This is a genomic window from Exiguobacterium aurantiacum DSM 6208, from assembly GCF_000702585.1.
In the GTDB taxonomy this organism is placed as follows: Bacteria; Bacillota; Bacilli; order Exiguobacteriales; family Exiguobacteriaceae; genus Exiguobacterium; species Exiguobacterium aurantiacum.
Genome location: NZ_JNIQ01000001.1, coordinates 748,518 through 769,932 on the forward strand (window position 1 = coordinate 748,518; position 21,415 = coordinate 769,932).

General features: G+C 54.0%; 22 protein-coding genes and 2 other annotated features. Of the genes, 14 read left to right on the forward strand and 8 right to left on the reverse strand.

The window, feature by feature from the left end:
- Nucleotides 1–248 precede the first annotated feature (248 nt).
- The 3 genes from P398_RS0104175 to P398_RS16935 all read right to left on the reverse strand — a co-directional run bounded on the left by P398_RS0104175 (nucleotide 249) and on the right by P398_RS16935 (nucleotide 2,415).
- Nucleotides 249–773, reverse strand: a complete 525-nt coding sequence (locus tag P398_RS0104175; protein WP_051638860.1) for a hypothetical protein — start codon at nucleotides 771–773, stop codon at nucleotides 249–251.
- 145 nt (nucleotides 774–918) lie between these two features.
- Nucleotides 919–1,989 carry a diguanylate cyclase gene (locus tag P398_RS0104180; protein ID WP_029334154.1) on the reverse strand — a complete coding sequence of 357 codons (1,071 nt, stop codon included), beginning with the start codon at nucleotides 1,987–1,989 and terminating at the stop codon, nucleotides 919–921.
- A gap of 90 nt (nucleotides 1,990–2,079) precedes the next feature.
- Nucleotides 2,080–2,415, reverse strand: a complete 336-nt coding sequence (locus tag P398_RS16935) for a hypothetical protein (protein WP_024371209.1) — start codon at nucleotides 2,413–2,415, stop codon at nucleotides 2,080–2,082.
- An 89-nt stretch (nucleotides 2,416–2,504) separates the two neighbouring features.
- Here P398_RS16935 and P398_RS0104190 point away from each other — a divergent pair, with 89 nt between their 5' ends.
- The 6 genes from P398_RS0104190 (at nucleotide 2,505) to P398_RS0104215 (ending at nucleotide 6,584) form a co-directional block, all read left to right on the forward strand.
- On the forward strand, nucleotides 2,505–2,684 hold the full coding sequence (locus P398_RS0104190) for a hypothetical protein (RefSeq protein ID WP_024371208.1): 180 nt from the start codon (nucleotides 2,505–2,507) through the stop codon (nucleotides 2,682–2,684).
- Between the two features lie 82 nt (nucleotides 2,685–2,766).
- On the forward strand, nucleotides 2,767–3,717 hold the full coding sequence (gene msrA / locus P398_RS0104195) for a peptide-methionine (S)-S-oxide reductase MsrA (RefSeq protein ID WP_024371207.1): 951 nt from the start codon (nucleotides 2,767–2,769) through the stop codon (nucleotides 3,715–3,717).
- 13 nt (nucleotides 3,718–3,730) lie between these two features.
- On the forward strand, nucleotides 3,731–5,023 hold the full coding sequence (locus P398_RS0104200) for a DUF2252 domain-containing protein (protein ID WP_029334155.1): 1,293 nt from the start codon (nucleotides 3,731–3,733) through the stop codon (nucleotides 5,021–5,023).
- A 55-nt stretch (nucleotides 5,024–5,078) separates the two neighbouring features.
- Complete coding sequence (locus tag P398_RS0104205; protein WP_029334156.1) at nucleotides 5,079–5,360, forward strand: DUF5327 family protein; 282 nt, start codon at nucleotides 5,079–5,081, stop codon at nucleotides 5,358–5,360.
- 103 nt (nucleotides 5,361–5,463) lie between these two features.
- On the forward strand, nucleotides 5,464–5,829 hold the full coding sequence (locus tag P398_RS0104210) for a rhodanese-like domain-containing protein (RefSeq protein ID WP_024371204.1): 366 nt from the start codon (nucleotides 5,464–5,466) through the stop codon (nucleotides 5,827–5,829).
- A gap of 122 nt (nucleotides 5,830–5,951) precedes the next feature.
- On the forward strand, nucleotides 5,952–6,584 hold the full coding sequence (locus P398_RS0104215; protein WP_024371203.1) for an HAD family hydrolase: 633 nt from the start codon (nucleotides 5,952–5,954) through the stop codon (nucleotides 6,582–6,584).
- A 37-nt stretch (nucleotides 6,585–6,621) separates the two neighbouring features.
- Here P398_RS0104215 and P398_RS0104220 read toward each other — a convergent pair whose 3' ends face one another.
- Both P398_RS0104220 and P398_RS0104225 read right to left on the reverse strand, forming a co-directional pair.
- Nucleotides 6,622–8,034 (reverse strand): NAD-dependent succinate-semialdehyde dehydrogenase, encoded by a 1,413-nt coding sequence (locus P398_RS0104220; protein WP_029334158.1) that lies wholly within the window; start codon nucleotides 8,032–8,034, stop codon nucleotides 6,622–6,624.
- 117 nt (nucleotides 8,035–8,151) lie between these two features.
- The gene (locus P398_RS0104225) at nucleotides 8,152–9,789 is read right to left on the reverse strand and encodes an ABC1 kinase family protein (protein ID WP_029334159.1); all 1,638 of its coding nucleotides are present in this window, start codon (nucleotides 9,787–9,789) and stop codon (nucleotides 8,152–8,154) included.
- Nucleotides 9,790–9,883: 94 nt separating this feature from the next.
- Between P398_RS0104225 and P398_RS0104230 the strand changes: the two genes are divergently transcribed.
- The 3 genes from P398_RS0104230 (at nucleotide 9,884) to P398_RS0104240 (ending at nucleotide 12,888) form a co-directional block, all read left to right on the forward strand.
- On the forward strand, nucleotides 9,884–10,489 hold the full coding sequence (locus tag P398_RS0104230; protein ID WP_034798881.1) for a trimeric intracellular cation channel family protein: 606 nt from the start codon (nucleotides 9,884–9,886) through the stop codon (nucleotides 10,487–10,489).
- Between the two features lie 12 nt (nucleotides 10,490–10,501).
- On the forward strand, nucleotides 10,502–10,867 hold the full coding sequence (locus P398_RS0104235) for a DUF423 domain-containing protein (protein ID WP_024371199.1): 366 nt from the start codon (nucleotides 10,502–10,504) through the stop codon (nucleotides 10,865–10,867).
- A 458-nt stretch (nucleotides 10,868–11,325) separates the two neighbouring features.
- The gene (locus tag P398_RS0104240; RefSeq protein ID WP_029334161.1) at nucleotides 11,326–12,888 is read left to right on the forward strand and encodes a murein hydrolase activator EnvC family protein; all 1,563 of its coding nucleotides are present in this window, start codon (nucleotides 11,326–11,328) and stop codon (nucleotides 12,886–12,888) included.
- 87 nt (nucleotides 12,889–12,975) lie between these two features.
- On the opposite strand, the gene P398_RS0104245 is transcribed toward P398_RS0104240, so the two are convergent.
- Entirely contained in the window at nucleotides 12,976–14,343 is a 1,368-nt protein-coding gene (locus tag P398_RS0104245) for an amino acid permease (protein ID WP_029334162.1), read from the reverse strand.
- Nucleotides 14,344–14,532: 189 nt separating this feature from the next.
- Nucleotides 14,533–14,763: a binding site (T-box leader), on the forward strand.
- A gap of 51 nt (nucleotides 14,764–14,814) precedes the next feature.
- Nucleotides 14,815–15,048, forward strand: a binding site (T-box leader).
- Between the two features lie 54 nt (nucleotides 15,049–15,102).
- Here P398_RS0104245 and trpD point away from each other — a divergent pair.
- Genes trpD through trpA form a run of 5 tightly spaced genes read left to right on the forward strand, consistent with a single transcriptional unit; the run spans nucleotide 15,103 to nucleotide 19,337 of the window.
- The gene (gene trpD, locus P398_RS0104250) at nucleotides 15,103–16,092 is read left to right on the forward strand and encodes an anthranilate phosphoribosyltransferase (protein WP_029334163.1); all 990 of its coding nucleotides are present in this window, start codon (nucleotides 15,103–15,105) and stop codon (nucleotides 16,090–16,092) included.
- The gene (gene trpC, locus P398_RS0104255; RefSeq protein WP_029334164.1) at nucleotides 16,089–16,850 is read left to right on the forward strand and encodes an indole-3-glycerol phosphate synthase TrpC; all 762 of its coding nucleotides are present in this window, start codon (nucleotides 16,089–16,091) and stop codon (nucleotides 16,848–16,850) included. The genes trpD and trpC overlap by 4 nt, the downstream gene beginning before the upstream one ends.
- Nucleotides 16,847–17,398 carry a phosphoribosylanthranilate isomerase gene (locus P398_RS0104260; RefSeq protein WP_235263303.1) on the forward strand — a complete coding sequence of 184 codons (552 nt, stop codon included), beginning with the start codon at nucleotides 16,847–16,849 and terminating at the stop codon, nucleotides 17,396–17,398. The genes trpC and P398_RS0104260 overlap by 4 nt, the downstream gene beginning before the upstream one ends.
- Nucleotides 17,380–18,561, forward strand: a complete 1,182-nt coding sequence (gene trpB, locus P398_RS0104265) for a tryptophan synthase subunit beta (RefSeq protein ID WP_029334166.1) — start codon at nucleotides 17,380–17,382, stop codon at nucleotides 18,559–18,561. Before P398_RS0104260 ends, trpB begins: the two co-directional genes overlap by 19 nt.
- Entirely contained in the window at nucleotides 18,561–19,337 is a 777-nt protein-coding gene (gene trpA / locus P398_RS0104270) for a tryptophan synthase subunit alpha (protein ID WP_029334167.1), read from the forward strand. Before trpB ends, trpA begins: the two co-directional genes overlap by 1 nt.
- 22 nt (nucleotides 19,338–19,359) lie before the next feature.
- On the opposite strand, the gene P398_RS0104275 is transcribed toward trpA, so the two are convergent.
- Nucleotides 19,360–19,803, reverse strand: a complete 444-nt coding sequence (locus P398_RS0104275) for an Hsp20/alpha crystallin family protein (RefSeq protein WP_029334168.1) — start codon at nucleotides 19,801–19,803, stop codon at nucleotides 19,360–19,362.
- 115 nt (nucleotides 19,804–19,918) lie between these two features.
- Nucleotides 19,919–21,409: a potassium/proton antiporter gene (locus tag P398_RS0104280; protein WP_371816174.1), complete on the reverse strand. Its 1,491-nt coding sequence runs from the start codon at nucleotides 21,407–21,409 to the stop codon at nucleotides 19,919–19,921.
- Nucleotides 21,410–21,415 lie beyond the last annotated feature (6 nt).

A 21,415-nucleotide genomic window follows, 5' to 3' on the forward strand; every position in this document is an offset into this window, starting at 1 on the left:
ACGAGCGGCTCCGTCGGAGAGCCGCTCGTTTTTTTTATGGCAAATCTGGGTGCAACAAATGGGGGTTGTCGCATTGCTTTCAAAAAGAGTGTCGTGGAGGGGAATCCACGTGACGCATGCGTTTGGGGAACGAGCGCGTCAAGCTTTTGGGAGCTACACGTTGAGTATAAATGATAACGATTATCATTGTCAATTGAAAATCGAAAGAAAAACTGCGGCCGGTACGGGCCGCAGTCACACGAATTGAATTAGCTAGATGGTACGCCTTTACTTAATGTAAAGCGGAGCAGGCTGAACAAGTATCGAATATAGAATAACGAGAAAGCATAAAATACAGCCATGACCGGAGAGGCGATGTTGACGCCTGGAATGTTCATGAGAAACTCTAAGACGAGAATCGATAGCAAGAAGATATATAGTGTCGCATCGAGATAGAGCGGCATTAACTTTCCGCGCTGGTGCCAAAACGTTCGCACGAGCGGGGCGACGATCATCCCGATGATGCGTTCAGCGAAACCGATGCTCAAGACGGCGATCATGAAAGCGGCGACCGTTTCAAATCCGATGAGACGCGGGAAGGCGAGCATTGAAAGGAGGAGAAGCGGTCCGATGAAAATCGTCATCGAAATCGAGGTGCGTAAAAAGATGAATAAGTTCCGTTTTAATGTATCGACTCCCCCAAAGAGCGATTGGCGGAACGTCTTACCACGTTGATAGTCGAGGACGAACGATCCCACGAACATCAATCCGAATAATGATAACAATACTGCCATGAAATGTGTTTCCCCTTTTTCTAGTCAAATCAATGATTACAAAAGTCTTACGAACCAAAGTCTAGCCTAGTGTACCGATTCGACCAGAGAAAGTAAAGCAGGAAAACTGACAAACGTGTTAAACCTTTACGAACGTTCATTGGCTTTATGAAGCCAATATGAAGCGATTGCGTCCTGATTCTTTTGCGTGGTATAACGCTTCATCCGCATGTTTCAACACACTGTCGACCTCGATATCGTTCGAATGGCAAGCACCAAGCGAGACGGTGATGTGAAGTGTGCCGGCACTCGTCTCGAACGGGAACGTCGAGACTTTTTCTCGTATAGATTCGGCGAGGCGGGACACCTCGACTTTTTGAGCGTTCGGCATGATGATTAAAAATTCTTCCCCACCGAAGCGGCCGACGAGGTGGTCTTCGCGACTCTCGGCAACAAGAAGCATCCCGAGCTCGCGTAACACGTCGTCCCCGACATCGTGTCCATACGTATCATTGACGCGCTTGAAATGGTCGATATCGACGAGAATGAGCGCATATTCTTCCGCCTCGACCGTCAAGTTCGCCATCGCTTCGTTCAAGAGCCGGCGGTTGGCGATCCCGGTCAACGCATCGGTGCGGGCGAGCTGTTGCTGATGCTGGACGTTCTCGAAGTGGCGGCGCAACTCATGGAGCAGACGGTAGGCGGCGCACGCCCCGACGTACGCCATCACGATGTAGACGAGCAGGATCGGATAAAACAGTTCGAGCGGCAGTGCGTAGTAAAGCGCCGATCCAAATACGGCGACGCTGATCGTTGTAAAGATGAGCAACGTGTTCCGGGTGTTATCGAGCTTGAAGCGCAACAGGCTCGTCGGAAGGACGAGCGCGACCATCGTCAACACCGCCAAGTAAAAACCGACGAACTCGCCGTCGGTGATCATGAAAAAGCGTCCGATCAAAAATAAGCTCCCGGCGACCACCCCGCTGACCCAGCCGCCGAACAAGACGGCGAGCGAGATTGGGATTGCCCGCAAATCGATGAGCACACCTTCGAGATGAAGGGCGTTCGCGAGCAATATCAAGGCGACGAGCCCGCTCTGAACACCAAGTAGCACCCGGCTTTTAAGCGGGGACTTCGGAGTCAGGCGGGGCCGGTTGCGATACGGCAGAAAGGAGATGGTGAACAGCGTGAAGAGAATGCATAAGTCGATGAAGAATGAATTGATGATGGTGAGCATGAACATAGTCCCCCTGCGTGAAATGGAAATGATTACTTTATTTTATCATAGGCAGATGGAGCTGGCTTCGTTCGATTGGGACGAACCTGCTCACCACTCACGCCACTCTTCGGTTATGTCCTCGTCCGTCTCATACCCGACGAGCGCTGCTCCGGCCACGATAAACTCGTACAGCTCTTCTCGCTCTAACGTCTCGATGAAATAGTCGTGCTCCTCGTCCAATTCGTTCAAGCGCAAAACGAGGTCGCGAACAGCGGCCAATACCGAGTCCTCTGAACCGTCCGAACGCGTCAATACGGTTATATAGCGTTTAAGGGCGGCATCGACGGCAAGGATCGCGGACAACGTATAGACGTCATCCCCTTCATTCAATCGGTCTTCCCAAACGAGCGTCGGGCGATTCGCCCATAATGTGTCTACGTTCATATTGCCGCCTCCTTTGAAATGTTAAATCGAGCTTCCCCTCTATCATATCAAAAATGTTTGGTATGATAGATAAAAAAGGGGGACTGTCCGTGCGTTATTGGGATCACTTTAAACGAGCGTTCATTCCGATCGCGCTCATTTTGATCGGGCTAGCAATCTTTTATACTTTATCGGCACGCGGCAACCTGGCGTTGACCGTACTTGGCGCCGGGATTGTCGGTGTGATTTTATTTTTAGTGATGCGGCATATGAACCGAGTCGAAGACTGAAGGCGAGAACACGTTCGTGGTTCTCGTTTTTTGTTGTCGCTCCATTTTTTTGGGTACACTACATAGTAAGGAGGGATTCAACATGGCAAAAGCTACGTTCGCGGGAGGCTGTTTTTGGTGCATGGTCAAACCGTTTCATAAATACGAAGGGGTCGAACACGTCATCTCGGGTTACACCGGGGGACATGTCGATAATCCGACGTATCAGCAAGTCTGTTCTGAGACGACGGGTCATTTAGAGGCCATCGAGGTCACATACGACCCCGATATCATTTCGTACGAGGAACTGTTAGACATCTATTGGCGTCAAATCGACCCGACAGACGGTGGTGGACAATTCAATGACCGCGGTGAATCCTACCGCCCGGCCATCTTCTACCATTCAGAAGAGCAACGGGACGCAGCCGAACGTTCCAAACAAGGTGTCGAGGACTCGGGCCGGTTCGACCGCCCGATCGAGGTCGAGATCCGTCCGGCGAAGACGTTTTGGGAGGCGGAAGACTATCATCAAGACTATTACAAGAAGAACCCGTTCCGCTATGAGATGTATCGGGTCGGCTCGGGTCGCGCCAAGTTCGTCAAAGAAGCATGGAGCGACAAGAAACAACAGAAAGAGTTGAAAGAACGGCTCACGCCGATGCAGTATAAAGTGACGCAGGAGAACGGGACCGAACCGCCGTTTCAAAATGAATATTGGGACGAAGAACGGGAAGGATTGTACGTCGACATCATCGACGGGACACCGCTCTTCACGTCACGCGACAAATTTCAGTCCAATTGCGGTTGGCCAAGCTTCGCCCGACCGATCGAAGAAAAACGTCTCGATATGAATATGGACACGTCGCACCATATGGTCCGTACGGAAGTCCGCTCGAAGCGGGGCGATAGCCATCTCGGGCATCTGTTCGATGATGGTCCGAAAGAGCTCGGCGGTTTACGCTATTGCATCAATTCGGCCGCCTTGCGCTTCATTCCGAAAGAAGAGCTCGAGTCAGCCGGTTACGGGGAGTACAAGCACTTATTTGATGCGTGAAGGGGAGAATTCGATGTTCACTTCGGTCAAACAACAAATTCGCCGAGAAACGATTGCGACCGTCCTCGACTATTACGACACGTCGGTCCGTCATCTGTCTGAGGAGGCGCGGCGGGAAAAGTACGAGAAGATGAGCGCGAGCCCGTTCTCATTTTTCCGGGGCAGCTCACACTTGTTTTACTACGATTTCGCGAAAGTGCCGCTCGCGTTCGATACGGGCGAAAAACATCCGACGTTCATTCAAGGTGACCTTCATTTCGAGAACTTCGGCGTGTTCGAGGACGGCGCCGGCACGATCATTTACGACGTGAACGATTTCGACGAGGCGTATATCGGCTCTTATTTGTTCGATGTGCTGCGGATGGCAATCTCGGTCAACTTGTTCGCCGCCGAGTCGGGGTTCGACGCCACGAAGGCAATCGAGACGTACGCCGAAGCGTATGCGCGCGCCATCGCCCGTTACGCGAAAGGGGAAGACGAGGACGTCCAGTTCACGAAAGCGAACACGTCGAAAGCGATCAGGAAAGTGATCAAGAAAGCTGAGCAGAAGAAAGACGCGTTCATGGCGGAACGGACCGAGGTGCGCGACGAAGAACGTTACTTCGCGACGAGTGAGGACCTGATCCCTGTCAGTCCAAGCATGAGCGAGAAAATAAAGAGTGCCTGGCCAGACTATTTATCCTCATTATCGGAGACACACCGTCACCATGCGGATCACTATGAAGTGAAAGATATCGCCATCAAGCTCGAGAGCGGGACGGCCTCGATTGGCCTCGAACGTTATTACATCTTGATTGAAGGGGCGGACGCGGAGCATGATGAAGACGTCATTCTCGAGATGAAACAAGCCCAGTCGGCCGTACCGTCGCTCTTCTTACCGACGCACTCGCTGTTCGAGGACGGGCTTTCACATCAAGGGGCACGGGTGACCGCGGCGCAACGGGCGATGGTGCATAGCCGCGACCCGTACCTCGGCTACTTGACGATCGATGGCAACGCCTATTACGTGCGGCAACGTTCTCCGTACAAGCGGAAAGTAAAAGCGAAACACATTAAAAATGAAGACTCGTTGATCGAGACGTTGAAAGTTCAAGCGGAAATCACGGCCAAAATGCATGCGCGGGCCGACGCTGACGCCAACGTCCTCGACTATGAGGCGAGTGAACACATCGCCGCGGCGATTGGGGACGCGCGGGCGCTCTTCGTTCGCCAACTCTCACGGTGGGCTAAGTTTTATGCGACACAAGTACGGTTCGATCATGAGGCGTTCCAATCTTGGTTGGACGAACGCGAGAAACAAACGTGACGCTTGCGAGGGGTGACGACTTCCTGCACAATGATGGGGTAAAGGATGTGGACGAATGATCACAGAACAACAACTCATCGCCCAGATGAAACACGTGATGACGCAAATCGAACAGTCGAGCGGAGAAACGCAGAAACGACACGTCGCCAAGTTGATGGGCTACTGCGAACTGTTGCTCGCGGATCCGGTATCGAGCCCTTCCGTTCAACCGACCGCCCCCGTGACGGTGGCACCTGCAACGGAAAAACCGCCGCTAGATCGACAAATGGCGGCTTTCCTCGGCATTCCGCTCGAAGAAGACGATCAACCGAAAACCGATTCGTTGCTCGATTTTTAAGCCGCGCCTGATGGCGTGGCTTTTTTGAGTCGTCTGCATTGACTTATATACCATAGGGGGTATAATAAGGTTAATAAAACTTACGCATAACGGAGGCGGACACATGCTTGATTTCTTATTTGTGGCGGTAGTGATTGGTTTGATTTATTTCTGGTGGACGAAACGAAATAGTGTGAAGACGGTCTCGACGGATGAGTTGAAACGGAAAATTGCCGAGGAGCGCAACATTCAACTGCTTGACGTCCGAGAGCCTCAAGAATACCGTGGCGGGCATATTAAACAAGCGAAAAACGTTCCATTATCAGGATTCGGGAATGCGAGCGCCCAATATCCAAAAGATAAAGATCGCCCTGTGTATGTGATCTGTCAAAGCGGCATGCGCAGCCAGCGAGCTGCCGCTATGCTCCAAAAAGCAGGCTACACGGACGTTTACTCTGTAAAAGGCGGCATGAGTTTCTGGCGCGGATAAAACAATCATCATTCGGCTGACCAATTCAGGTCAGCCGAATTTTTTTGAAGGACGTTTCTACTTTAGCTTTTATGGGGATTCTGCTACGGTAGGAACATAGGAAAGAGAGAGGGGTACACGACATGGCAGTCATTTTATTTGATATTGACGGGACGCTCGTCGACACGACGGTCCCGATGACGAAAGCGATTCACAAGGCGCTAGAGCAACTCCCGCACTTACCGAAACCGAGTGAGGACGCTGTCCGGTCAGGATACGGTTTGGCAGGTAACGCGTTTTGGGAACACGTCATCCCGGAAGCGACGCTCGAGGAGATTCGACAAATCCGCAAATTGCGCCATGAGACGCTTGAACAAGCGATGGCAGGCCAAGACGTCTTGTTCGACGGGATTTATGAGATGCTCGAGACACTTCATACGAACGGTCATACGTTGACGACGGCGAGCAACTGTGGCGTCCACTATTTGAATTTGATTCTCGACTCGCAAGGGATCCGACGCTTCATGACCGCGCCGGAATGTTTGGAATCGGTGAGTGGGGAAAAGAAAGCCGATATTTTGACGGCGCACCGACTTCGTCACGGCGACACGGACTACGTCATGGTCGGTGATCGCAAGTCCGACGTCGAGGCGGCACGGGCTCACGACTTCCCGGTCGTCTTGACCGGATTCGGTTTCGGCAATGACGAGGAATGGGCGCTCGCGGATCATGTGATCGCCACCCCGGCCGATCTGATTGAATGGGTCGAACAGTGAAAAATGACCGGTTGAACGCATGTTCAACCGGTCATTTTTATAGTCCGAGCGAGATATACTTCACTTCTAAAAACTCTTCGATGCCATGATGGCCGCCTTCGCGTCCAAGGCCACTCTCTTTCCATCCACCGAACGGGGCTTGCGGGGTCGAAGGGAGTCCGTCGTTGACGCCGACGATGCCGTATTCGAGTGCTTCGGCCAAATAGAGCGCCTCGTTGATGTCTTGGGTGAACACGTAGGCGGCGAGACCGAACGGCGTCGCGTTCGCTCGTTCGATGACTTCTTCAAGTGTTTCAAACGAGGCGATCGGTGCGACCGGACCGAACGTTTCCTCGTTCATGCACAGCATGTCCTCGTTCGCATAGCGGACGACAGCCGGACGAACGAACAATCCGTCAAGTTGCTCGCCGCCGGTGATCTCTCCCCCTCGGATTTGAGCGTCCTCGAGATGTTTCATAACTTTATCGACGCCGTCATCGTCGATGAGCGGGCCGATGTCGACGCCGTCATCAAGTCCGTTGCCGACTTGGAGCGTCTCGACGGCTTCAATGAACTTCTCGGAAAACTCGTCAACGATGGAGCGTTCAACGTAGATGCGGTTCGCACAGACGCACGTCTGTCCGCCGTTACGGAATTTCGTCGCGATCGCTTGCGGGACGGCCTTCTCCAAATCGGCTTTGGCGGTGACGATGAGCGGGGCGTGGCCACCGAGCTCGAGTGATATTTTTTTCATCGTGTCGGCGGCGCCGCGCATGAGCGTTTTCCCGACCTCTGTCGATCCGGTGAACGTCAATTTTCGGACGCGTGGATCATGTTGCCACACTTTGACGATGTCCGAGGCGGTACCGGTGACGAGGTTGATGACGCCAGGGGGGAAGCCCGCTTTTTCCGCCAACTTCACGAGTTCGATCGCCGTGAGCGGAGTGGCCGATGCCGGTTTGATGATGACGGTGCAACCGGCGGCGAGCGCGGGGGCGACTTTCCGGGTGATCATCGCGGCCGGGAAGTTCCATGGCGTGATCGCCGCGACGACGCCGACCGGTTGTTTGATGGCGAAGATGCGCTTGTTGGTCGCCGAAGCGGGAATCGTCTCCCCGTACACACGGCGGCCTTCAGCGGCGTACCATTCGATGAACCCGTTGGCATAGCGAACCTCCCCGACAGCTTCCTTCAATGGCTTTCCTTGCTCCTCGACCATCGTCCGGGCGATCGCGTCCGTCTCTTCGGCAATCAAGCGGTGCCATTCAAGCAATAAGGCGCCCCGGTCTTCGGCTGTGCGTTGTTGCCATTCCGTCAGCGCGGCGTGAGCCGCGTCGACCGCAAGCCGGGCCTCGTCCTCGTCACTTTTCGTCACCGTGGCCATAATGTTGCCGGTCGCCGGATTCCGTACTTCAATCGTCTCATCCGTCTCGATCCATTCACCGTTGATGAAGTTGTTTTCAGCTCGCATCGTTTTCTCCCCTTTCGTCTGGGTGCACATTTAAGAAAGTACCCGATTTCAAAAAACATACACAATTTTACAATGGCTCATACAAAAAAACCGTCACTCGAAAGAGTGACGGGACGGTCAGACGCGGAAATCTTGCCGGGCCAAGTGGCGGATTTTGCGGCCGAGGCGTCTTGCGTTGAAGTAGGCGAGGACAGCGACGACCCCACCTGACCAGAACAGCCACTCATCTGGACGGACATAGCCGAACAGTCCGACGAGCAAGCCGAGGATGATGACGCCCGAGTTGAACGTCTGGCGATGGAGCAGTTCTTTTGATTCGAGTTGGCGCTGGAACATCGCTTGTTCGGACAGGCGCTTACGCGTCGGTTCTTTCAAATAGTTGTCGAGCAGTGGCGGGACGTTCAATAACTTTTTGCCGTAATTGAGCGCCGTCATGACGTAGCGGTTTTGAATCGTCGTCCCGTCCGCTTCGAGCCATTGGATGACGATCGGCTTCCCGAGCGTGAACAAATCGATTTTCGAGTCCAAAATTTGCAGGATGCCGAGCAGTGTCGAGGCGGCCCGGCCGAAGAACGCGAACTCGGCCGGAAGTTGAATCGGCTCATTTTTGACGAGAAGCTGGATATCTTGCAACACTTTCTCGATCAACTTCGTATCGACCGTTTCAATGTCGGTCTCTAAGTAAAAAGTGACGGCCTTTTCGAGCGCTTGCCGGATGTTATGCTTGTTCGCTGTCGGCAAGAGGAAGCGTAAATCCTCGAGCCCATCGACGACGCCGTCGTAGTCGAGTGAGATGAACGCTTGCAAAATCTTCCGGATCGTCGCCATATCTTGCGGTGTCGTCGATCCGACCATGCCGAAGTCGAGTAAGATGATCGTCCCGTCGGCGCGGATTTGAACGTTTCCGGGATGCGGGTCGGCGTGGAACTTTCCGCCGAACAGAAGTTGTTCGGCCGCCATCGTAAACAGTCGTTCGGCCAAGGCCGAGCGGTCGATATTGTTTTCTTTTAAGAAGGCGAGGTCGGTGATTCGGCGCGCGTCGACCCAATCCATCGTGAGGACGCGGTTCGTACATAAGTGATCGTAGTAATCCGGGATGTAGACATTCGTGTTGTCAGCGTACTTCGCCTTGAAATAATGGGCGTTTTTCAATTCGGTCTGAAAATTTAATTCATCCCCGATGACAAAAATCATTTGGCGATATAAGCTATCTAAGTCGGTCGATTTTGCGAGAGCAGTCCGCTTGAGCATTGTCGTGACGATGCGCATCGCCTTAAAGTCGGTTCGAATGATTTTTTCGATGTCCGGACGTTGGATTTTCAACGCGACCCGCTTGCCGTTTTCGAGTAGCGTCGCGCCGTACACTTCGCCGATTGAGGCGGAGGCGACGGCCTCGATATCGACGTCTTTGACGACTTGCGTATAGGGGACGCCCCAGTCGGCCTCGAGAATGGCCCGTGACTTATCCCAACCGGACGTCGGGACGCGGTCGACGAGTTCGGACAATTCGTTGAGCACGGACGGTGGTAACAAGTCGGCCCGAATCGACAAAAATTGACCGAGTTTGATGAGAAGACCTTCCAAGCGAAGGGCGTTCCGTTTGTACTCGCGGGCGAGCTGAAGCATGAGTGCCTCATACTCTTCTTGGGAGGCGAGACCTTGCTGCTGTTTGCGCGAGAAGGCGTAAATTTTGATGATGAATCGGGCGAACATTGTGACGATAATCCATATGCGGAACAAAGCGATTCGTTTCATAAAAGTACCGACATCCTTTACAAGCAGTCGCTCGACTGATCTGATTTTTTGTATCTTTACTGTACCATACAATGCTTAGGAGAAAGGGCCAGGGATGTTCATGGAATGGGAATTACTCAACGTCGTCGGGACGGTTGCGTTCGCGGCGAGTGGTGCCATCATCGCGATGGACGAAAAGTACGATATTTTTGGGGTATGGCTGCTCGCCTTCACGACAGCGTTCGGCGGCGGTGCGATCCGAAACGTTTTGCTCGGCAACCCCGTCAGTTTAATTTGGCAACAAAATGACTTATTCATCCTTTGTTTTCTCGTCGCCCTGCTCATCTTCCTGCTGCCGAGCGTCGTCTTGCCGCACTGGGAACGATGGGGGGTCATCGTCGATGCGATTGGACTCGTCGCCTTCGCTTTCCAAGGGGCGCAAGTCGCCATCAAGCTCGACTTGCCGCTCTCGGCGGCGATCGCGGCCGCGGTTCTCACGGGAGTAGGGGGCGGGGTCGTCCGTGATTTGCTCGCGGGAAGAAAGCCGCTCGTTCTTCAATCGGAAGTGTATGCGATCTGGGCGATCATCATTGCCGTCGTCACATACTACTTCCAGCTGGAAGGCGGACTGCCGGTTTATGCGTTGCTCATTGTCGTCGCGACGCTTCGAGTGATATCCTACTATCGACAGTGGAATTTACCAGCACGTAAAGTAAGATAAGGGGGAACGGTTATGAAATTGTTATTGATCATCGGCGCGGCCTTGATGGCACTCGGCGTCGCCTTAGGGGCGTTTGGCGCCCATGCGTTGAAAGAGAAGGTCACACCGAACATGCTCGCGAACTGGCAGACGGGTGTGTTGTATCACATGATTCACGCCATCGGGATCATCGCATTAGCAAGCATCTTGATGAGAGTGAGCATCAGCCAGTTCAACACGGCGGGTTGGCTCATGTTGGCCGGAATCGTCTTTTTCTCGGGCAGCTTGTATGTCATGGCACTCACTGGCATCACGAAGCTAGGCGCCATCACACCGATCGGCGGTGTGTTGTTCATCGCGGCGTGGGTGTTCGTCATCATCGGCGCGCTCAAATTGTAACGAAATGTCCATACAGGGTTAACAATTCGTCTGTATCATCAGACGTGTGAGCCCCCTCGTGTTCACACCACAACGAACCACTCGGCCAGTCGTCGTCTTTGTGTATAACAAAGACAGCGACTGGCCCTTTTTTACGTTTACTGGAAATGGTGAAATGTAGGAAAAATGCATAAATACTTTTTGAACATAAGGTAAATGTTTTTCTATTTCCAACTACTATTACAGAAACATTTCGAAAATAAGAAATGAGAAAAACAGTTGAAATAAAGCGAAAGTGGGCATACCAACGGCATACCCACTTTGTTATCGTAACAAAAGTGAAATATAACTTTAACAGGAAAACATTCGATTCTTCGATATAATTAGTCGTGTTGAAACTGAAAAATTAATCGTTTTTGTTACATAGCAAAACGACCTTCATATTCGTACGTCATAAAATAGCCGTCAAAATAGAAAGGATGTCCGCATTGATCAACTGGAAACGCACCGTCTCGACACTGACACTCAGCGCCTTGCTCCTCGGATCACACTCGGTGGCCGATGCCTCGACAATCAAAGAGAAACAAGAGCAGCAGAAAAAAGTTCAAGACCAACGCAAAAACGTAAAAGATAACCAAGCGAACACATCGTCAAAAATCCAAGAGAACAATCAAGAAATCTCGAAGGTACAAGAAGAAGTCAACAAAATGGACGCCCAGCTCCAAGATATCATCTATGATGTCGCCGCGAAGCGCCAAGAAATCAAGCGTACGGAGATGAAAATCGAAGACCTTGAGGCGGACATTAAAGCTTATCAAAAGAAAATGGAAGCTCAAGAAGCGATGATGCGCGAGCGGATGGCCACGATGCAAATCAACGGTGGCGGCTCGATCAACTGGGCAGAATTTATTTTCGGTTCGAAAAACTTCTCTGACTTGATCACACGCATGATCACGGCCGGAACGATTCAACGCAGCGACCAAGAGTTGTTCAACGACTACGAGGCGACACGTCAATCTCTTCAAGAGGCACAGGCCGCATTGAAAGAGCAACGGGCCTCACTTTTAGAACAGCAGAAAGCGCTCGAAGCGCGTCAAGCTGACCTCGAGAAGAAGATGAAAGAGCGCGAGGCGCGTATTAAAGAACTTGAAGAGAAAAACATCGAGTTCGAGACGCAAATCTTCGACCTTCAAGAAATCGAAGCGACATTGATCGCACAAGAAGAAGCGATTGCAGCAGAAATCGAAGCGCAGCGCCGTGAAGAAGAAGAAGCACGCCGTCGTGCCGAAGAAGCAGCCCGTCAAGAAGCGGCTCGTAAGGCAGAAGAAGCACGTCTTGCTGAAGAAGCGAAAGCTGAAGCAGCCCGTCAAGAAGCAGCCCGTCAAGAAGCGGCACGTCAGGAAGCCGCGCGAGCAGAAGCAGCCCGTCAAGCTGCAGCTCAGCAAAAGCAGAACAGTAATAATAGTACCCAGTCGTCAGCATCTTCAAACCAAACGACACAAAATTCGACGCCGGCACCAAAACCGGCTGCGCCAGCACCGAAGCCAGCTGCACCAGCTCCAAAACCAGCAGCTCCGGCACCGAAACCAGCGCCAAGCACGCCGACTGCGTCGACGCCAGCTCCATCTGGTGCGATGTTCATCCAGCCTGCAGCGGGACGTTTCTCTCAAGGATGGGGACCGGCAAGCGGTCAATTCGGCTACACGTTCCATAACGGAGTCGATATCGCTGGACCAGTTGGCACGCCAATCCGCGCGTCAGCGACAGGTACGGTTATCCGCGCAGGATGGGGTGGGGCTTACGGAAACCACGTCATGATCGCGCACGTCATCAACGGTCAAGTGTGGACGACGGTTTACGCCCACTTGAACTCGGTGTCAGTCAGCGCCGGACAGCGTGTGACGCAAGGTTCGAACATCGGGACACTTGGAAACACAGGGAACTCGTCAGGCCCGCACCTCCACTTTGAGATTCACAGAGGCAGCTACTCGTACTCGTCATCGAGCGCGGGGAACACGGTCAACCCACGTCAGTTCTTCTAATTCAATCACACGAGCATCTGTCGATCGCGATAGGTGCTCGTTTTCATGACAAAAATCGCTCCTACCGCGTAAAGGTAGGAGCGATTTTTAGTTCGCCTGTTCGATGTCATCGGCTTGGTCATCCGATTTCCGGAAGCGTTCCCGGATGAAGTAGACGATCGTCAATCCGACTAACCACGGAATCCCGAACTTGAGCAAAATATCGAAGTCAGTGAACCATGTCGTGATCATCAAGCTAAGGAGCAAGACGGCCCCGAGGAGCGGCAAGACCGGGTACCCGATCATGCGGACCGGGAGCTTGCGTCCTGTCCATTTCTTACGGAAGAACAAGTGAGAGACGAACACCATGAACCATGTGAAGATGGCGCCGAACATCGAGATGCCCATGAGGAACGGGTACGACGTCTCCATGAAGATCTGCAGGAGTGCCGCGAGGACGATCCCGCCCGTCGAGACGAAGAGTGCGTACGTCGGGATCCCGTTCTGGCTAACTTTTTTAAATACACGCGGTGCGTCACCCGCCTCGGCGAGTGAGTACATCATCCGTGTCGAGGCATACAACTGCGCATTCATCGCCGAAAGGGCGGCGATCAAGATGACGAAGTTCAAAATACCGGCCGCGCCAGGCACGTCGAACTGTTGCATGACGAGGACGAACGGGCTTTGGTCGATCCCCGCCTGCTGCCATGGGATGAGCATGAGCATGATCGCGATCGTGACGAGATAAAAGAACGTCAAACGGAACACGGTCGCCCGTAACGCTTTCGGGACGGCGCGGTCCGGATCTTTCGCTTCGCCTGCGGTGACGGCGACGAGCTCTGTGCCGAGGAAGCTGAAGAGCGAGATGAAGATCGTCACCCACATGCCGTAAAAGCCGAAGGCGAAGAAGCCTTCGTTCCCTGTCGTGATTGACTCGATCGAGGAACCAGGTTGGCCGAACAGCGCGGCCGAACCGAGAATGATGAACAAGAAAATGGCGCTTACTTTGATAAATGACAACCAGTACTCGGTCGTGCCGAACGTGTGGACGTGTCGGGCGTTAATATAGATGAGCAGTCCGCCGAACAAGGCGACCCAGACGAACCCGTTCACATCCGGGAACCAGTAGCGCATATAGATGGCGATCGCACTCACCTCGACCCCGATGGCGAGGACGTTGGCGACCCAGTACGAATAACGGACTAAGAAGCCGGCAAGCGGATGCACATAACGTTCGGCGATCGTGCCGAACGAACCTGAAGTCGGATGGGCCACGGTCATCTCAGCGAGACAGCCCATGAGTAAGAGGACGATGAACGCTCCGACAGCGTAGCTGACGAGCACGCTCGGTCCCGCCGTCTGGATGGCGAGACCGCTTCCGAGAAAGAGGCCCGTCCCGATGGCGCTCCCGAGCGAAATCATCGTGAGTTGCCGGGTCGACAGCTCACGTTTTAGTTTGCTTGTTTCCAATGTCAATTCTCCTTTAGTTGAGTGAAGTGTTGTTGGGGACGACTATAGCAGACGAAAAAAACGGGTGTCAACTTGTCGAGCTGCGAAAAACGTCGGCTTTTTTGCGTCACCTATAGAAGCAAAGTTTTTTTGCACGCTTTTGTTTGACACGGACAATCGCGCCCTGTATAGTACGAGTTAACTTAACTGAAACGAATAAAGGCGTCGACGAAGAGAAGTAACGACTAGACCCGCATGACAGAGAGCTGATGGTTGGTGTGAATCAGTATGCGGGACGTCGCGAATGGACTTCCGAGCTCTAAACCGAAACTTTTAGTAGGCTTTAGCGGGTCACCCACCGTTATCACGGGGAAGCGGATGTTTGTCCGTGAAGTGGGTTCGATCTGAACCAACGAAGGTGGCACCACGGGGTTACTCGTCCTTCTCATAGCGTAAGCTATGGGCAGGCGGGTAACCCCTTTTTCGTTTCAACGCATATGTAAATCAATGATTGAGAAGAGTAACGTGTGTGAACGTCTCGTCAAGAGAGCCGGGGGTGGTGGGATCCTGGCCGAGGCTGACACGTGAATGGGCTCATGAGAGCATGGCTGAAAGAAAGTAGGCCATGACGGCTTCCCCCGTTATCGGGATACGATGTGATAGCATCGGAAAAAGCGGGATTGATGACTCAATCCAACGAGAGGTGGCACCGCGGTCCATACCGTCCTCCATACGACGTTTGTCGTATGGAGTTTTTTTGTACCGAAAATTAGAGGAGGAACATATATGTTAACACGACTACTGACGAATCGATTGACGGCAGCGGAAATGAAACGAGCGGCGGCAGAGTTATTCGAGGCCGATGGGAACCAAATCAAAGAAGTGCTCCTCACGTTGAAAAAACGCGGAGAGACGGCCGAAGAGATGGCTGGCCTTGCCGATTACATCCGCGAGGCGGCAACGTTCCCCGAGACGACGATCCCGGTCCTCGATGTGTGCGGTACAGGCGGCGACGGGGCCAACACGTTCAACATCAGCTCGACCGTCGCGTTCGTCCTCGCCGGGCTCGGCATCCCGGTCGCGAAGCACGGCAATCGGAGCGTATCGAGTCGCTCAGGCAGTGCCGACGTGCTTGAGGCGTTGAACGTGCCGATCGTCCGGACGGCAGAAGACGTGTTAGCCGACCTGAAACGATCGAACTTGAGTTTCTTGTTCGCCCAACATGTCCACCCGATCATGAAGCACGTCATGCCGGCTCGAAAAGAGCTCGCGACCGCGACAATCTTTAATCAGATCGGCCCGCTCACGAACCCGCTCAAGCCGAGGCGGCAATTGATCGGGGTATATCATCCATCACTCCTTGAGAAGATGGCGGCGGCGATGAGATATCTCGGTGTGGAACGCGGGATGGTCGTCCACGGCGCTGGCGGACTTGATGAGGCAAGTTTGGCCGGAGCGAACGAGGTGCTCTTCTTTGCCGGGGAACAGACGGCAAGGTACAAGGTCGACCCGCGAGACGTCGGGTTGATGCGGGCACCGCTCTCTGCGTTACGAGGCGGGACACCAGAAGAAAATGCACAGACGCTCGTCGCCGTGTTGAACGGTCAGCCCGGCCCGGCCCGTGACGTCGTCTTGTTGAATGCGGCGCTCGCCTTGTGCACGTACGGGACGGTGAAGACGCTCCGCGAGGGGGTCGCCGAGGCGGCGCGCAGCATCGATGAAGGATATGCGGTCCGGGTCTTGACCCAACTACAACAAACGGAGGTCGGAATATGAGCTACTTGATGAAAATCATCGGCACGAAAATCGAAGAGGTCAACGAAATGGAAGACATCGTCGTCACGGCGACAGAACCGATTTCCTTGCAGCGGCTCGTCGCGGATGGGTTCCATGTCATCGCCGAAATCAAACGGGCCTCGCCTTCGAAAGGATTGATTCGAGAACAAGTCGATGTCGCGGAACGGGCCCGTGCGTATGAGCGGGCCGGAGCGACGATGATCTCCGTGCTCACGGACGAGACGTACTTCAAAGGGTCGTTCGAAGACTTGCGCCTCGTCGCCGACGCGGTCGATATCCCGGTGCTGTGCAAAGATTTCATCATCGACGAACGCCAGCTCGATCGGGCGCAAGCGGCCGGGGCGAGAGCGGCACTGTTGATTGTCGCGGCGCTCCACCCGAGCCGTCTCCATGCTTTGAAGCAGTACGCACGGCACATCGGTCTCGACGTCCTCGTCGAGGTGCATGATGAATCGGAACTCCAGACCGCGCTCGAACTCGGCGACGTGTTGATCGGCATCAACAATCGCAACTTGAAGACGTTCGAGGTCACGCTCGATACATCGATTGAATTGATGCAACGCTATCCGGACGTCGCGTTCGTCAGCGAAAGCGGTGTTGAGAACAGTGAGGCGGCCGGCCGGCTCCAAGCGGCCGGTGCGCGCGCGATTCTCGTCGGTGAGGCGCTCATGCGTGAAGATGACCCGACGTCACTCATCGAGGAGTTGAAAGCATGTTCGTTAAAATATGCGGAGTGAAGACTGAAGGTGCCGTCCGTGCCGCGGTCGAGGCGGGGGCTGATGCGATTGGGTTCGTCTTCGCCGACAGTTCCCGACGCATCGATGTGAAGACGGCGAAGCGGTTACGGCGGCACATCCCGGAATCGGTGCGCGTCGTCGGCGTGTTCCTCGACCCGACGCTTGAAGAGGTCGAGACGGCACTCACGAGCGGAATGACCGATATTCAACTGCATCGGCGCACGTTGCCGCTCGAAGCGTTCCGACGTTTCGGGTTACCGATTATCGAAGCGGGTCGTGAGACGGAAGCGGAAATCGTGTTGTTGGATGCACCCGTCCCGGGGAGCGGGGAAACGCTCGACTGGGAGACGTTAGGACGCCCGAGTCGGCCGTTTTGGCTCGCCGGAGGGCTTGACCCAGATAACGTCGCCACGGCGATTCAAATCGTAAGACCAGATGGGGTCGACGTCTCGAGTGGTGTTGAGACGAATGGAGAGAAAGATCTTGAGAAGATTCGCGCGTTCATCAGGCGTGCCAAGGAGGAGTTTACATGTACAACCAACCAGTGAACGGGAAGTTTGGCCCGTATGGCGGAAAATATATACCGGAGACGCTCATGCAGGCGGTCGAAGAATTAGAGGTCGCTTATGAGGAGGCGCGGCAAGACCCGGCGTTCCATGAGAAGTTCGACGAGCTTCTAAGCGAATATGTCGGTCGTGAGACACCGCTCTACTACGCGGAGAACATGAGCCGCCGCCTCGGGACGAACGTCTACTTGAAACGGGAAGATTTGAACCATACCGGGGCCCATAAAATCAACAACACGATCGGCCAAGCGTTGCTCGCCAAACGGATGGGCAAACAGAAGATCGTCGCCGAGACCGGGGCGGGACAACACGGTGTCGCGACCGCGACGGTGTGCGCGCTACTTAACCTCGAATGTACAATCTTCATGGGCGAGGTCGACGTCGAGCGTCAACAGTTGAACGTGTTCCGGATGGAGCTGCTCGGCGCGACGGTCGTGCCGGTCAAATCGGGGAGCCGGACGTTGAAGGATGCGGTGAACGAAGCGCTCCGTTACTGGGTCAAACACGTCGACGATACGCACTACGTCATGGGCTCCGTGCTCGGACCACACCCGTTCCCGGCGATGGTACGGGATTTCCAAAGCGTGATTGGCATCGAGACCCGTCGTCAAGTGCTCGACAAGACCGGTCGCTTGCCGGACGCGGTCATCGCTTGTGTCGGCGGCGGCAGCAACGCGATGGGGATGTTTTATCCGTTTTTGAACGACGAGGCGGTCGCTTTATACGGCGTCGAAGCGGCAGGGAGCGGGATTGATACGCCGGAGCATGCGGCGACGCTCACGAAAGGTGAGGTCGGCGTGCTCCACGGGTCGCTCATGTATGTGCTTCAGGACGCGGCCGGGCAGATTCAAGAAGCGCACTCGATTTCAGCCGGGCTCGATTATCCTGGCGTCGGTCCGGAGCATAGTTTCTTGAAAGATATCGAGCGGGTCCGCTACGCCGCCGTCACGGATGATGAGGCGCTCGCGGCTTGCATGTCGCTCAGTCGGAATGAAGGCATCATTCCAGCGCTCGAGTCATCGCATGCACTCGCCTATGCCGAGACGCTTGCTGAAACGATGACGGAGGATGAGATTCTCGTCATCTGCTTATCGGGACGAGGAGACAAAGACGTACACACGATTCGAGAAAGGGTGACAGGATGATGCGCTTAGATGAAGCGATTCGGGAGCGGAGTGAAGGGACGGCGTTCGTCCCGTATATCATGGCAGGAGACGGCGGACTCGACAACTTGATTCCGACGATTGAACGGCTTGAAGCGATGGGGGCGACAGCGATTGAACTCGGCATCCCGTTCTCGGATCCGGTAGCGGACGGACCAGTCATCGAGGCGGCCGGTATGCGCGCCCTCGCCGAAGGCGTGACGCTCGCACAAGTGCTCGACCGTTTAATAGAAGGAACTAGACGTTTTTCAGTCCCGATTGTCCTCATGACCTACTTGAATCCGGTGTTTCGCTTCGGAGTGCAACCGTTCTTTGAAAGAGCGGCAGCATGTGGAGTGAGCGGGGTGATCATCCCGGATTTACCATTTGAAGAAAGTCTCGAACTGTTCGCCGAGACGGATCGCCACGGCGTTGCCGTCATCCCGCTCGTCACATTAACGAGTAGCGCGCAGCGGGTCGAGACGATATTGAATCAGACCGAGGGATTCGTCTACGCGGTCACGTTGAAAGGAACGACTGGGAAGGCGGATGTGTTTCCAGACGAGTTGCTCGGACATTTACAGGCGCTCACGGCTCGTTCGCCGGTGCCCGTGCTTGCCGGATTCGGCGTTCATCTGGCCGAACAAGTCCGAGTACTCGGCGAGGCGTGTGATGGCGTCGTTGTCGGCAGTTTTATCGTCGAGGCGCTCCACGAAGGACGAGACGAGGAAGTGGCAGCTTTGATTCGAGCGGCGAAGACAGTGGACACAAAAAGGTAAGGAATGTGCCGAGGCACACCCCTTACCCTTCAATTTCAATCGTACGTGTCGTCGACCCGTCATCAGCTTTTGGAATCGTCAAATGCAGCACCCCGTCCGCGAGCTTCGCTTTGATGCCGTCCTCTTTCACGTTCGGCAGATAGAGTGAACGTTGCATTGAGGTGACACGGCGCTCTCGGTACACATAATCTTTGTCTTCTTCTTTTTCTTCGCGTTGATCGACCGAGAGGACGAGGTGGTCTTTGTCATAACGGACGTGGATATTCTCTTTTTGAATGCCCGGCATCTCAGCTTCGATGACGTATTGGCTTTCTTGGTCTTTGACGTCGAGTTTGAACGAGTCGAGGAACGAGGTCGCCCCTTCTTTTGGGTCGAACAATTGATTCATCCGTTCAAACATATCGCCGAACAAGTCTTTGCGGAGCCGATCGAGTTCATTCTTTCGAAATGGGGGCAAGTCGAACATATGAATCCCTCCTCCATTAAAAAACGAACATGGCAGAAGTGTTGTCACTTCTACTATGTTCGTTTTTTATATGGTCTAAACCTGATTCACGTGACGAAATGATGAAAAGAAATCGTCATAACTCGACACGTTCGAGCCCGTCCTCCCCGAACTTGCGGTCGAGTTGGTCGTGGCGGTATGTCGAGGCGAGGACGTATAACAAATCGCCCGGCTCGATTTTCGTCTGGCCCGTCGGCGGGATCAGATAGTCTTGGCGCACAATCGCGTTCACGACCGTGTTCGGTGGAAGCGTGATGTCGGCGAGCGTCTTCCCAATCATCGACGACTCTTCCGTCGCGACGTACGGAACGAGTTGATGTTGCGACTGTTTGCTCGAGACGAGCGCAATCGAGTACGGAGACCGAATCTTATCGGGTCCGAGTAAGTCGAGTTTCGCCGCAAGCGGGGTGAGCGTCGTGCCTTGAATCAAGGCGCTCGTCACGACGACGAAGAAGACGGCGTTAAAAATCAATTGGGCGTTATCGATGCCTGCGATGAGCGGGAACGTCGCGAGGACGATCGGGACCGCGCCTTTTAGCCCGGCCCATGAGATGAACAGCTTCTCTTTATTCGTAAACGCCATACCGAGCGTCGACAAGTAGACGGCGATCGGTCGTGCGATGAACATTAAGATGAACGAGATGAGCAAACCTTTCCAAATCAGTTCGAGGTCGAGCAACTGTTTTGGGAAGACAAGCAAGCCGAGGATGACGAACATGATGATTTGCATAATCCAGGCGAGCGCCTCAGAGAATTGGACAATCGTCACTTCGTGAGCCGTATGCGCGTTTCCGACAATCATCGCAGCGATATAGACGGCGAGTAGTCCACTGCCTGCAAAGTATGCAGCAGCCCCGTACGTCATGAACGCCATCGAAATCATGAGGACGGCGTGTAGTCCGCTCGAGTCAAGTTTCAAATGGTTGAGCATGAGGCGAGAGACGTTTCCGAGGAGATATCCAAGGAGTGCCCCGACGACAATTTGCAAGACGAACATCCAAATGCCGTCCCAAATGGTCGTGCCCGGTTTCATCATGAAATCGAGGGCAAGAATCGTTAAGAACATCGCCATCGGGTCGTTCGTGCCGGACTCGGCTTCGAGTGTCGCACCGACGTTCGGTGCAATGTTTTTCCCTTTGAAGGCGGCGAAGACGGCCGCCGCATCGGTCGAACCGATGATGGCACCAAACAGGAAAGATTCAATCCAATCTAAACCAAATACGAAACGAACGGCAACCGCGACGACAGCCGTCGTGAGCAAGACGCCAATCGTGGCAAGCGAGGCGGACGGGGCGAGGACGCTCCGAATCGAGGACCATTTCGTTTGAAGTCCCCCCTCAAACAAGATGACGATCAGCGCCGCTACCCCAATCATCTGTGCAAGGCCCGTATTGTCAAAGAAGATGATACCGGTGATATCGCTCCCGATCACCATGCCGATCCCCATGAACAAAATCAAGGCTGGAAGGCCGAAGCGGGTGGAGACGCGCGTGGCGAGAACCCCTGCAACGAGGAGCAGGCCGAACAATAAAATCAAACTGTCTGTACTGATTACCGAACCATTCAAACACAT